Source organism: Pseudomonas sp. TWI628, from assembly GCF_039673865.1.
Taxonomy (GTDB): Bacteria; Pseudomonadota; Gammaproteobacteria; order Pseudomonadales; family Pseudomonadaceae; genus Aquipseudomonas.
Genome location: NZ_JBDJMM010000004.1, coordinates 50865 through 63307, shown reverse-complemented (window position 1 = coordinate 63307; position 12443 = coordinate 50865). Strand labels below are relative to the sequence as shown.

Sequence of the window (12443 nt, the reverse complement as noted above, 5' to 3'; positions counted from 1 at the left end):
ACTTCACCTCTGAAAGTAAAAAGCGAGAGAGTGCGCACGCACCCCCTCGCCGAACTTCATCGCACTATTACTGAAGCAGCTTCAGTACGGCGGATGGCAGCTGGTTGGCCTGGGCCAGAACTGCGGTCGAAGCTTGCTGCAGGGTCTGCTGCTTGGTCAGCTGAGCGGTTTCTGCGGCGAAGTCGGTGTCCTGAACACGGCCCATGGCGGCAGCCGAGTTCTCGTTCATGCTCTGCAGGTTGTTGATGGTCGACTGGAAGCGGTTCTGGATGGCACCCAGGTCCGACTTCTTGTTGTCAACGGTTTGCAGGGCGGCGTCGATCGCGGTGATGGCACCGTCAACAGCGGTGTGAACGGCGGAGTCCGAAGTACCCGAGATCGCCAGGGTGCCGGTGCCGACAGCCAGGGTCGAAGCGGCGAACGACGAAGTCATGGTAACGCTCAGGATCTGGCTGGTGCCAGTCATCGCGCCAACCTGGAACTCCATGGTGCCAGCGGAACCGTTCAGCAGCTGCTTGCTGGTGCCGTAGGTGGTGGACGAAGCGATACGAGTGATCTCGTCCGACTTGGCCGCGAATTCTTTGTTCAGCGCTGCGCGTTCAGTGGTGCCGTTGGAGTCGTTACGTGCCTGCAGGGCCAGTTCACGCATACGCTGCAGGATGTTGGTGATTTCCGACAGCGCGCCTTCAGCGGTCTGGGTGATCGAGTTACCGTCGTTGGCGTTCTTGATCGCAACGGTGGTACCGGTGACCATGGTCTGCAGCTTGTTGGCGATCTGCTGGCCGGCGGCGTCGTCTTTGGCGCTGTTGATACGCAGGCCGGAAGACAGACGGGTCATCGAGGTGCTCAGCGAGTCGGAAGCTTTGTTCAGGTTCTTCTGCACGCCCAGCGAAGTGGTGTTGGTGTTTACGGTTAATGCCATGACGAATTCCTCGTTGGATGGATACTGCGGCTTCCGGCCCTGGCGTCCGCCGGGTGTGGCCTAGAGAACCTTCGTAATGGTTATCGTCGGGTTTGCAAGTTGCTTTAGGGGTTTTCCAAAAAAAAATGCCATCACCGCGCCACCCCTTGCAAACCGGGCCTTGCAGCCCTGCCCTGCGGCACGACAGCCGCAAGCGGAATGTGACGCTCGTCACACTTCAGGGCAAAGGGGCCTGTTCGATCAGGTGCAGCAGTTCGTATTCGAGGTAGTCGGCCAGTGCCAACCAGTCCTGGCGTTGCTGCGCATCAAGCATGGCCTGAAGGACCACCGCCCCCGCCTGGGGTTCGACCAGCGACAACACACCGTCGAACAGCTCGACCATGCGCAGCGCCCCCTGCACATCCCGCCCCAGACGGAACAGCGCGGCGCACTCGCGGGCCGCAGCACAGTGCCTGGCAGCATTCATGGGCAGAACTCCGGGTCGTAGGTGGTGCCAGCGATCAGCGCGCCGGCCCGGCTGGTGTTGTGGAAGCGCACCTCGGGATGCTGCGCGATAAAGCGCTCCAGTTCGATCAGATAGCCACGGAAGTTCAATTGGGTACGCACACGCTGGCCATTGCCATCCAGCACCCAGTGACGTGCTGCCGAGACCACCGGGCCGAGCACCCCATCATCCCAGCCGGTGTGGGTGCGGTCGCCAGGAAAGGCGAAATCGGCACCGAACAGCGTGATTGTGCCAGCCCCCATCTTCACCGCCAGGTCCGTCGCCGGGTGAATCACGCTGCCGCCCACGAACAGTTCGGCACGCGGTATCGCTTCACGCACCTGGGCATACAGCGCACTGCCGGAATAGGCGCTGTAGCGCGGCCCGCGCCAGCTGCCGAGCAACTCGACATCCAGCATCGGCATGTACACCAGGGTGGTTGCCGCCGAATCATCCGGCGGCAAGTGATGGATGCGGATCTTGTGGTCGACGCTGACCACGATGTCCGGCTGGATGCCAGCGCGCAGCAGTGGCAGGTATGCGGTGTCGACGCAGATGAACAGCGGCCGCTCGGCCTGCGCACGAACCCTTGCCAGGGCCGGCAGGTGCCCGGCCAGGCTCGGCCCCGTGGCAATCACGTAGCAGTCACGCCCCGCCTGGGTCGCGAACAGGCCAGCCACATCAGGATCCTGTCGCAGCAGCGGCAAGCTGTCTTCAAGCAGCTGCTGCAGGCGCGGGTCGGCCACATCGAAGGCACGATTGTTGTCTGCCAGGTGAGCTTCGCTGATCAACCGATCGCGAATCTTCGCATTGAAGTCATCGGCCAGCACCAGCTCCGACGGCAAGGCGAAGAACGGCAGGGCGATTTCCCCACTGTCGCCAGCGTAGGCCAGCTCGACCCGGGGGTCGGCCAGCCAGTCGGACTGATCGAGCAGTTGCAGCACCAGCTGAAACAGGGCGCCATTGAGCAGGTACACGCGAAGCCGTACAAGCCCTGGCCGCTCCAGCAGCACGCGCTGCAGATCGCCCAGGCCGGCGCCATAGAGGTGAAGTGTGGAACTGTCTGCAGGCAGGCTCTGCGCCTGCAGGCGCGCTTCTGCGAGACGGTCGTGGCGGCTGGTGAGCTGGATGCCGGAGACGTTCAGGGTCGACCCCAGGCCTTCCACCAGATCGACCTCGAGGGCCTCGCCTGCCTCGCCCTGCAGGCGCTCCAGCAGCGCCGGCCAGCGGCGCTGCAGCACTTGCGCGTTACGCTGGAAAAACTCGCTCATGGGTTGAGCTTCCCTTACCTGCGAAACGCCGAAGGTTAACCTAATGGCCGCAGTTATTCAGCCTTGTAGAGAATCGCCGAGCCCCACGACAGGCCGACGCCGAAGCCGCTGATGGCCACACGCTTCCAGCTGCCGTCGAACATGTGCTTCTGCAACAGCAGCGGAACACTGGACGATACGGTATTGCCAGTCTCCAGCATGTCCTTGACGAATTTGTCGGCCTGGGATTTTTCCGGGTCTTCCTCGAAGCGCCGCGCCACGGCATCGACGATCGCCGCGCTGCCCTGGTGGATGCAGAAGGCATCGATATCCTTGTTCTCCAGGCCCGACTCGCCCAGCAGCTCATGCAGGTGCGCCGGCACCTTGATCAGGGCGAAATTGAACACCTGACGGCCGTTCATGTAGAACTCGCCATCGGTCACCTTGAGGTGCGGTGCGCCAGCGCCGTCGGTGCCGAACTTCGACTTGCCCAGCTGCCAGGTGGCATCTTCACCCATCCAGGTGGCGGTGGCGGCATCGCCGAACAGCATGGTGGTATTGCGGTCTTCGGGGTTGACGATCTTGGAATACGGGTCAGCCGTCACCAGCAGGCCGTTCTTCAGGCCCGTGGCCTCCATGAAGCCCTTGAGCGCATAGATGCCATAGACGTAGCCGGAGCAACCCAGGGAAATGTCGAAAGCCGCGACGTGGGTCGGCAGGCCGAGCTTGTGCTGGACGATAGCTGCGGTGTGCGGCAGGCCTTCCTCGTCGCCATTCTGGGTAACCACGATCAGCGCATCGATCGACTCGCGCTTGAGTTGCGGGTTGGCAGCGAACAGGTTGTTGACCGCCTCCACGCACAGATCGGAAGTTTCCTGCTCAGCATCCTTGCGCGGCAGGAAGCTCGCGCCGATCTTGCCGAACATGAACTCTTCGTCCTTGCCGAATTTCGCGCCTTGCACATAGTTGTCCAGGCCGGAAGCGGGCACATAGCTCGCGATGCTTTTAATGCCGATCATCATGGCTTCCCAAAAAAAAACAGCTCGATACCGCCGCCCGGATGACTCGAGCAGCGCCAGAATAACGGGATCTGCTGCCGGGTGGACCGGGCAGCAGGCGGAGCAGGCAAGCGACGGTTTGCGCGCCAGCCCCATTAACGGTTACAGAGGGAGATGCCCGCTCTGACCGATAGGTCACGAATATTTCGAGACAATCGCACATTTTGCCCAGATGCGTCACCTCGACTTTGCGCTGGTAGCCCCGCGTTCTGGGAAGCAAACCCCGATCGGGGCGTGCTTCAGTCGAGCAGCGACCAGTCCAGTGCCGTACCACGCTTGAGCGGCTGGCGGGCCTTGCGCCCTAGTACCGCATCGAGATGCCGTGGCGCCAGCCCCAGGCCCGGACGGATGGCGCGCACATTGCTGCGGTCGAAGACCTCGCCGGCAGCCATGTCGCGCACCACGTACAGCGAGCGACGGAAGCGTCGCGAAGCCTGCTCGGCCTGGGTTGCGCCGTAGTGCACCTGCCCCAGCGCCTGCCAACCGCGCTCGGTTTCCTGCACCAGCGCGGCCATTTCCCCCGGCTCCAGGGAGAACGCCGCATCCACGCCACCTTCGCTACGGTCGAGCGTGAAGTGCTTCTCCACGACCGTAGCCCCCAGGGCCACCGCTGCCACGGCCACACCGACACCCAGCGAGTGATCGGACAACCCGACCTGGCAACCGAACAGTTCGCGCATGTGCGGGATGGTCAGCACGTTGCTGTTGTGCGGGCTCGCCGGGTAGGTGCTGGTGCACTTGAGCAGCACCAGGTCGCGACACCCCGCCTCCCGCGCCGCCTGAACGGTGCGCTCGAGTTCCGCCAGGCTGGCCATGCCCGTGGAGATGATCAGTGGCTTGCCGGTGGCCGCCACTTTGCGGATCAGCGGCAGGTCGGTGTTCTCGAAGCTGGCGATCTTGTAGGCCGGCACATCCAGGCTTTCCAGGAAGTCCACCGAGGTTTCGTCAAAGGGCGTGGAAAACGCCAGCATGCCCAGTTCACGGGCCCGCTCGAAGATCGGTCGATGCCATTCCCAGGGGGTATGGGCCTTCTGGTAAAGCGCGTAGAGCGACGACCCCTGCCAGAGGCTGTCCGGGTCGGCGATGAAGAACTCGCCATGGGCGAGATCCAGGGTCATGGTGTCGGCGGTGTAGGTCTGCAACTTCAGTGCATGGGCACCGGCAGCAGCGGCAGCCTCGACGATCTCCAGGGCGCGCGCCAGCGATTGATTGTGATTGCCGCTCATCTCCGCGATCACCAGCGGTGGCTGGTCCGCGCCGACAAGGCGATGGCCGATGTTGAAACTGTGCATGGGCTACTCCTGGAAAACCCGCTCGAACGAGCACGGCGACTGCACGAAACCGGCACCCGCGAATAATTGCAATGACGCCTGATTGTCCGGTAGCACCTGGGCCTCGATCGCCTGCAGGTCCGGCCATCGCTGGCGTGCACAAGCCTCGCCCCGGGCGAGCAGCGCCCTGCCCCAGCCCAGCCCGAAACGCCCCGCGAAGAGGTACAGCGACACCCGTGCACGCTGCCCCGGCAAGCGGTCGTAGCGCACGCTGCCGACCGGTCCGTCGGCGCTCTCGGCGATCAACAGCAGCCGCTGCCGGTCGGCCAGGGTCGCAGCCAGCCAGGCTTGATGTTCGGGCCAGTGCAGCGCTTGCCCCTGCTGCGAACGACGCCGTACTTCCGGCGCGTCACGCCCGTCGAACAACAGCCGTGCATCTTCAGTACGGGCCGGGCGCAGCACCAGGTGCTCGCCCAGCAGGGCCACCGCCACGCGCTGCGCACCGCGGCCATCGACGAGAGAACGACTGCGCTCGGCGAAACTCTGGCGCAGCCCCTGGTTACCCAGCAGCAAGGCGATCGCCTGGCGCAGCGCCGGCACGTCGACCTGCTCGGCATCGCCCAGGTAGAGGTGCATGCCCGCCCGGGCCATGGCTTCGGCAGCGCCCCGCTGGTTGTCCGCCACGCTCACGCACAGGCTCGGCAAACCCAGCGCGGCGCGCTCCCAGGTGGTGCCGCCGGCGGCGCCGATGAACAGGTCTGCCGCCGCCATCCGCGCCGGCATGTCATCGACATAGTCATGCAGCTCCCAGCCCTCCCGCCCGGCGCATAGCCGGACCAACTCTTCGCCCTGGGCGCTGCCGAGCCCGGCGATGCAGGTCACCTGCAGCCCCTCCAGCCCGGCCAGCGCCTGCAAGGTGCGCGGCAGCATGCCTGCCACGTCGAAACCACCAAAGCTGACCAGCACCCGTCGCGCCTGCGGCGGCGGGGTAATCGCCGGGCCCTGGAAGGCAGGCCGGACCAGCGCATAGCGTGGCCCCAGCAAACGCCGACAGGCCGCTGTCAGGCGGGTTGCGTAACGCGCCTCGCTGGCGCCGAAATTCTGATCCAGCAGCAGGTCGGCCGCGTGATCACGGTCGGCCAGGTCATCGATCACTGCGATACGCCGGGCGAATGCCCGGGCAGCCTGCTCCCAGCGCGCATCCAGGGCGTAATGATCGACGATCACCCAGTCGAACCCGGCATTCGCCGGCAATACGGCGCGCAGCGCGGCGATGTCCGCCGCCCAGTGCTCGATGCCCGGCACCTGCTCGGGTTGCCGCCAGGCAAAGACCTCGAACCCCGCCTGCTCGATGGCAACCCGGCGGTGGCCGTCAAGCAGGCAACAGGCAAAACTGACCTGCGCCCCCTGCGCACGCAGCGCCTGGGCCAATGTCAGGCAACGCGCCGTGTGACCAATCCCGATGGACGAGGACGCGTCAGCCCGGATCAGCACCTTCATGAGTCCAGCTCCCCTCCGGCCTTGAGCGCTGCGTACAGGTACTGCGCGCGCAGCCAGTCGTCCTCGGTGTCGATGTCCTGCACCAGGTGCCGGGGGATGATCACTGGCAAGCTGCGTTCGGAATAAAGGACCTCGTTCTGCAACCAGGCCTCCACCCGCCCCCAGTAGAACTGGCCGGCATCCTGGTAGGCCGGCGCCAGGTCCTGCGAGCGGGTCTCGCGGAACTGCGGATTCAGGGGCACTAACGCGCCCTCGGCATCCAGGGTCAGCGCCCGCTGGACAGGGAAGCCGAAACCGCTCACCGAAAAGGCGAAAGCGCGCTCAGGGTGCTGGCGCAGCAGCGCCAGCCCCTCGTGCAGGAAACGCTGCTGCAGGAAAGGCGCAGTGGCATAGATGCAACAGGCATGGGTCAGCACCTGGCCCTGGCGGGTCAGCACCTCCAGGGCATGGCTGACCACCGCATGGGTGGTCGCATGGTCGTCAGCCAGGTGCGCGGGGCGACGAAACGGCACCTGCGCGCCATGTTCCCGTGCCACCGCCTCGATTTCCGGGTCGTCAGTACTGACCACCACCTGATCGAACAAGCCGCTGGCGAGTGCCACACGGATCGAATGGGCAATGATCGGCAGCCCGGCAAAGGTCTTGAGGTTCTTGCGCGGGATCCGTTTGCTGCCGCCCCGGGCCGGAATGATCGCGACGTTGTTTTCCCTGCGCTCAGTCATGTCAGCAACCCGCGCAGGCTGTCGACCACATGATCCTGCTGTGCCTCGCTCAGGCCCGGATACATCGGCAGGCTCAAGGCGCCTGCGTAGTAACCCTCGGCCTGAGGGAAGTCCCCGGGTTTGAAACCCAGCTCGCGATAATAGGGCTGCAAATGGATGGGAATGTAATGCAGATTGACCCCGACCCCCGCCGCCCGCATCCCGTCGAAGACCTCCCGGTGCGAGCGCCGTATGCGATCGACCTGCAAGCGTACCACGAACAGGTGCCAGGCGGATTCGGCCTGCGGCTGGGGCGCCTGAAGGCTCACCGGCAGGTTCGCGAGCAACGCCTGGTAGCGGGCCGCCAACGCTCTACGACGAGCCAGGAAATCATCCAGCCGCGCCAACTGGGAAAGCCCCAGGGCAGCCTGCAGATCGGTGATGCGGTAGTTGAACCCCAGTTCGAGCTGCTGGTAGTACCAGGCACCATGGCTGTCTTCGCTCATCTGGCCGGCGTCACGGGTGATACCGTGACTGCGCAGCAGGCGCAGGCGCTGGCCCAGATCGCCACGATTGGTGAGGACCATGCCGCCTTCGCCTGTGGTAATGATCTTCACCGGATGGAAACTGAACACCGTCATGTCGGCGAATTCGCCGCAACCCACCGACTTGCCAGCATAGCGCGCGCCAACCGCATGGGCGGCATCCTCGATCAGCGTGAAGCCATAGCGACGGGCCAGCCCGGCGAGCGAACACATGTCGGCGCTCTGACCGGCGAATGCCACGGCGACCACCACCTTGGGCAGCCGCCCTTGCCGGGCTGCGCCCTCAAGTTTCAGTGCCAGCGCGGCGACATCGATGGTCCAGGTACGCGGGTCGATATCGACGAAATCCACGCTGGCGCCGCAGTAGCGCCCACAGTTCGCCGACGCAACGAAACTGATCGGGCTGGTCCACAACCAGTCTCCGCTGCCAAGGCCGGCGGCAAGGCAGGCCAGGTGCAGCCCGGCGGTGGCATTGCACACAGCCACCCCGTGCGCAGCGCCACAACGCTGGGCAATCGCCTGCTCGAAGCGCTCGATGAGCGGCCCCTGGGTCAACCAGTCAGACTGCAGCACCTCGACCACTGCGGCAATGTCAGACGCATCGACGCTCTGCCGGCCGTAGGGAATCAAGCTGGCAGCCCTGCGTGCAGGTCTGCCAGCTGGTCCTTGGTAAGGAAGGCGGTATTGGTATCGGAACGGTACTCGAAGTCCTCGGTAACCCAGCGCCCGGTTTCACCGACACGATCGACTGCGAAATCCACATCCGTATGGTTGAACCGGATCGATGGCACGATGGTGAAATGATCGTCAAACTCCACGGTCATCCGCGCATCATCCAGCGGGATCATCAATTCATGCAGCTTTTCCCCCGGACGTATGCCGACCACTTTCTGCGGCAAGTGCCCGGCCATGCCACTGGCCAGGTCGACGATACGGATGGACGGGATCTTCGGTACGAACACTTCGCCACCGTGCATGCGTGCAAAGCTGTCGAGCACGAACTGCACACCATGCTCGAGCGTGATCCAGAAGCGCGTCATGCGCGGATCGGTAATCGGCAGTTCGCGGGCGCCTTCTTCGATCAGGCGCCTGAAGAACGGCACCACCGAGCCCCTGGAGCCTGCAACGTTGCCATAACGCACCACGGCAAAACGGGTATCCTGCTGCCCGGCGAAATTGTTGGCGGCCACGAACAGTTTGTCGGACAGCAGCTTGGTCGCGCCATACAGGTTGATCGGGCTGGCTGCCTTGTCGGTGGACAATGCAACGACCTTCTGCACACCGTTCTCGATTGCTGCGGCAATGATGTTTTCAGCACCATTGACGTTGGTGCGAATGCATTCGGTGGGGTTGTACTCGGCGGCGGGCACGTGCTTGAGCGCCGCGGCATGGACGACATAATCGATACCGCGCATGGCCTGACGCACACGCTCGGCATCACGCACATCGCCGAGGAAGTAGCGCATGCACGGCGCATTGAAGCGCTGTTGCATTTCGTACTGCTTCAGCTCGTCACGGGAGAACACCACCACGCGCCGCGGTCGGTAGGCCTCAAGCAGCCGCTCGATGAAGCGGCGCCCGAACGACCCGGTTCCTCCGGAGATGAAAATGGACTTGTCGTCGAACATACGTCGATCCTAGGGGCAGCGCCATCGACTGGCGACGGCACCCGGTTGCAGGGTCAGGCGGGCGCGCAGCCTACAAATTTCTGACTCGCGCGCGTTGTATCCCAGCTCGAAGCAAGATACAGGCCAGCCCCGCAACCCGCCGCTTCAGCCGATCAGCCCGACCCAGTCCAGCGCCGCCTTGCTCGGCGCCAGTACCTGGCCCAGAGCAGCGCCCGGCCACTGCGCCGACCATTTGGCGCGCAGCGCCGCCAGCGCCGCCGGGTCCGTGGCCACCTGGCCGGAGTGAATCACCTGCACCTGCGGGGTCCAGACCGTCAGCAGACCGGCTGCGGCTGCTTTCAGGCACAGGTCGACATCGCCAAAGGCCTCGGCGAAGGTGGTTTCATCCAGGCCTTCCAGGGCCTGGTACACCTCGCGGCGGACCATCAGGCAGCTCGCCGAGACTGCCGGGCGGTTCTGCTCGACGGCCAGGCAGTTCAGGTAGCCCGGCGCATTGCCCGCCTCACCGGCGCACGCAGGCGTGACGCCAGCATCGGCATCCAGCAGCAAGCCGGCCTGGGCGAGCTTGCCGTCAGCATCCAGCAGCTTGGCACCGACCACGCCAACTTCCGGGCGCTGCGCCTGGTTCAGCAGTGCCTCGATCCAGTTGGCATTGACCACTTCGGCATCCGATGCCAGCAATACCAGGTAGTCGCCCTTGGCCTCGCCGCTGGCAGCGTTGCACAGTGCCGCCGGGCTCAGGCGCTCGGCGCTTTGCAGCACGCGCACTTTGCCACCCTCTTGCGGCTGTTGCGCCAGCCATTCGAGCAGCTGCGGCGACTGGCTGGCGTTGTCGGCGATCAGCACCTCGTAGCGGGCATAGCGGGTGCGCTGCAGGATGCTCTTCAGGCAACGCTGCAGCGCGTCCAGGTTGTCCTGACTGCGCAGCAGGATGCTCACCAGCGGCCGCTCGACATGCCGATAGTCGATACGCAACGTCCCTGCCACCGGGGTACTGACCTGGGCCTTGTAGCCACGGCTCGCCAGGTGCCGGATCAGGGCCTGGCGGGCATGCTCGCTGGCCGAGGCTTGCGGTGCCGGGGTAATCAGCAATGGCTCGTCCAGGTGGGCCAGGCCGTTGAGGCCGCCACGCTCGATCAGACGCAGCAGCAGGTCGAACTCCAGCGCCTGGCCGTACTGTTTGTCGAAGCCACCCGCCTCCACCAGCACCTCCCGACGCAGCAACCAATGGCGGGCCATCAGCGCGGGGTTGGTCTGCAGCAGGTCCAGGTTGACCCCCGGACGCAGCAGTTCACGCCAGGCGCCATCAGCCTGCTGCTGGATCTCGTCGACCGCGACCGCACGGCAATCCGGCGCGTTGAGCAGTTCGAGGCTGGCGCGCAACAGACCGGTCGCGGTGAAACGGTCACCGGCCTCGGCCAGCAGCAGCCATTCGCACGAAGACTGCCGGGCGAGCTGGTTGATACGCTCGACATAATCCTCGCGGCTGACCTTGATGAAATGCAGGGTGTTGTGCAACGAAGTGACCATCGGTGGTTCACCGGTGGTGAAGACCATGATCCGGAACGCCTTGCTCAGGCCGGCCAGCAGGCTGTCGAAGGTGTCCTGCAGCGCGACCTGGTTGTTGTCCAGGTCCAGCAGCAGGATGCCAAACTGAGGGCCGCCCTGGTGCAACGCCAGGTGTTCGTCGATCGCGGCCATTGCATCACCATCCGGCTTGCGCGCCTCCAGCCAGTCGAGCAGGCGGCCCGACTGCATGCTACCGAGCAGTTCGCGGCCGCTCTGCTTCAGCACGCCTTCCAGGCGCGCCAGCCAGGCGAACAGCGCCTCGCTCTGTTCGAGCTCATTGGTGTCGCGCAGGTGCACGGCCAGGCGACGCACTACCTCGCGGTTGAAGGCGTTGTGCTCCAAGGCAGCCCAAAGGCGGCTGCCGACGGTGCCCGGGGTGTCGCTGACATGCGCCTGCAACAGTTGCTCCTGGCGCAGCAGGAGCGGTTCCAGTTGCTGCAACTGCAAGCGACCAGCCGGCATGGCATGGATCAGGAATTCGAACGCTGTGAGCTGATCGAAGAACGCCTGGTTGTAGAACGGCATCTCGACATACTGGCTCGGTTCGAAGGTGCGTACCGGCGGCTTCAGCGGGTCGTTCCAGGCAGACCCCCAGACCAGGTCCAGGGTCACCGCGCGGCCCTTGAACAGGCCCTCGGCCATGGCGGCAAAGCTGTCCAGGGCAAGCTGACGCCGTGCTGCATGGTCCAGCCCCTCGATAGCGGTCGGCAGGCCGGCGAGGAAGTCGGCGAACTGTTCGCGCTCTGCCACCGACTTGGGGTCGGTGAAGGCCAGCACATGAATGACCTCGGTCTTGTGCTCGGAAACACCGTAGTTGGTTTCACGCACGGCATAGGCGATCGGCAGCACCCGCGCCTTGGCGTTGGTCAGCAGGAAGTACACATGGCCGATTTCCTGCCACTCGAAGCTGGTGCCCTCTGGCAGTAACTCGAACCACTGGCGCAACAGCGCAGTACGGGTGACGGCGAAAAACGGCGGGAGGAACTCGCCCATGTAATCCAGCAGGCGCTGCTCGGCGCGCGGGGCGTCGTAGTCTTCACGGACCTTCTTGTTGCGCCGGTAATAGTTCACCCGGGTGGCTTCGGCCAGGTAGTTCAGGCAGTAGCCATGGCATATGCCGTAGTCAGGGTTGGCCTCAAGGAAGTCCAGCGACTGGTTCAGCCCGTCGAACACCAGGAAGTCGTCATCGGCGGCGAAGGCCATGAACGGCGTGCTCACCCGGTTCACGCCATAGGTCAGCTTGGCCTGGAAGCCCAGGTAGGAAAACTGTGGCAGGTGCAGGTACTCGACGCCCGGGTACCCAGCTGCCATCGCCGCGGCCGATTCGGTCGAGGAATCCAGCACGAGGATCGAGCACGGGTAGTCGCTGTAGTACTGCAGCGTGCGCTGCAGGAACGCCGGCCGGTTGTGCGTCATCAGTACCAGCGTGAACCGCTCGCGCAGCGTGGCTGCCTGGTCTGCCGAGAAATTGCCTTGCATAGTCTTCACCACCATTGGCGTTGCCGCCGAAGAAAT

General features: G+C 64.5%; 10 protein-coding genes. All 10 read right to left on the bottom strand.

Features of this window, described 5'->3' with window-relative positions; translation table 11 throughout:
• Window positions 1–67: 67 nt before the first annotated feature.
• Window positions 68–922, bottom strand: a complete 855-nt coding sequence (locus ABE528_RS04220; protein ID WP_152958834.1) for a flagellin domain-containing protein — start codon at window positions 920–922, stop codon at window positions 68–70.
• Window positions 923–1139: 217 nt separating this feature from the next.
• Window positions 1140–1388 carry a hypothetical protein gene (locus ABE528_RS04215; protein WP_152958833.1) on the bottom strand — a complete coding sequence of 83 codons (249 nt, stop codon included), beginning with the start codon at window positions 1386–1388 and terminating at the stop codon, window positions 1140–1142.
• The gene (locus ABE528_RS04210) at window positions 1385–2677 is read right to left on the bottom strand and encodes a 6-hydroxymethylpterin diphosphokinase MptE-like protein (protein WP_346652301.1); all 1293 of its coding nucleotides are present in this window, start codon (window positions 2675–2677) and stop codon (window positions 1385–1387) included. Before ABE528_RS04210 ends, ABE528_RS04215 begins: the two co-directional genes overlap by 4 nt.
• 53 nt (window positions 2678–2730) lie before the next feature.
• Window positions 2731–3675, bottom strand: a complete 945-nt coding sequence (locus ABE528_RS04205; protein ID WP_152958831.1) for a ketoacyl-ACP synthase III — start codon at window positions 3673–3675, stop codon at window positions 2731–2733.
• A gap of 278 nt (window positions 3676–3953) precedes the next feature.
• Window positions 3954–5006, bottom strand: a complete 1053-nt coding sequence (gene pseI / locus ABE528_RS04200; protein ID WP_152958830.1) for a pseudaminic acid synthase — start codon at window positions 5004–5006, stop codon at window positions 3954–3956.
• 3 nt (window positions 5007–5009) lie between these two features.
• On the bottom strand, window positions 5010–6485 hold the full coding sequence (gene pseG / locus ABE528_RS04195; protein ID WP_346652300.1) for a UDP-2,4-diacetamido-2,4,6-trideoxy-beta-L-altropyranose hydrolase: 1476 nt from the start codon (window positions 6483–6485) through the stop codon (window positions 5010–5012).
• On the bottom strand, window positions 6482–7207 hold the full coding sequence (gene pseF / locus ABE528_RS04190; RefSeq protein ID WP_346652299.1) for a pseudaminic acid cytidylyltransferase: 726 nt from the start codon (window positions 7205–7207) through the stop codon (window positions 6482–6484). The genes pseG and pseF overlap by 4 nt, the downstream gene beginning before the upstream one ends.
• Entirely contained in the window at window positions 7204–8361 is a 1158-nt protein-coding gene (pseC, locus tag ABE528_RS04185; RefSeq protein ID WP_346652298.1) for a UDP-4-amino-4,6-dideoxy-N-acetyl-beta-L-altrosamine transaminase, read from the bottom strand. Before pseC ends, pseF begins: the two co-directional genes overlap by 4 nt.
• A complete protein-coding gene (gene pseB / locus ABE528_RS04180) occupies window positions 8358–9359 on the bottom strand; it encodes a UDP-N-acetylglucosamine 4,6-dehydratase (inverting) (RefSeq protein WP_346652297.1) in 1002 nt (333 codons plus the stop codon). The genes pseC and pseB overlap by 4 nt, the downstream gene beginning before the upstream one ends.
• A 144-nt stretch (window positions 9360–9503) precedes the next feature.
• Entirely contained in the window at window positions 9504–12407 is a 2904-nt protein-coding gene (locus ABE528_RS04175; protein ID WP_346652296.1) for a TIGR00180 family glycosyltransferase, read from the bottom strand.
• Window positions 12408–12443: the final 36 nt, after the last annotated feature.

Coding starts and splice junctions, on each gene's coding strand:
- ABE528_RS04205 (WP_152958831.1), bottom strand. CDS start 3,675: ATGATCGGCATTAAAAGCATCGCGAGCTATGTGCCCGCTTCCGGCCTG.
- pseG (WP_346652300.1), bottom strand. CDS start 6,485: ATGAAGGTGCTGATCCGGGCTGACGCGTCCTCGTCCATCGGGATTGGT.
- ABE528_RS04175 (WP_346652296.1), bottom strand. CDS start 12,407: ATGCAAGGCAATTTCTCGGCAGACCAGGCAGCCACGCTGCGCGAGCGG.
- pseI (WP_152958830.1), bottom strand. CDS start 5,006: ATGCACAGTTTCAACATCGGCCATCGCCTTGTCGGCGCGGACCAGCCA.
- ABE528_RS04210 (WP_346652301.1), bottom strand. CDS start 2,677: ATGAGCGAGTTTTTCCAGCGTAACGCGCAAGTGCTGCAGCGCCGCTGG.
- ABE528_RS04215 (WP_152958833.1), bottom strand. CDS start 1,388: ATGAATGCTGCCAGGCACTGTGCTGCGGCCCGCGAGTGCGCCGCGCTG.
- pseF (WP_346652299.1), bottom strand. CDS start 7,207: ATGACTGAGCGCAGGGAAAACAACGTCGCGATCATTCCGGCCCGGGGC.
- ABE528_RS04220 (WP_152958834.1), bottom strand. CDS start 922: ATGGCATTAACCGTAAACACCAACACCACTTCGCTGGGCGTGCAGAAG.
- pseB (WP_346652297.1), bottom strand. CDS start 9,359: ATGTTCGACGACAAGTCCATTTTCATCTCCGGAGGAACCGGGTCGTTC.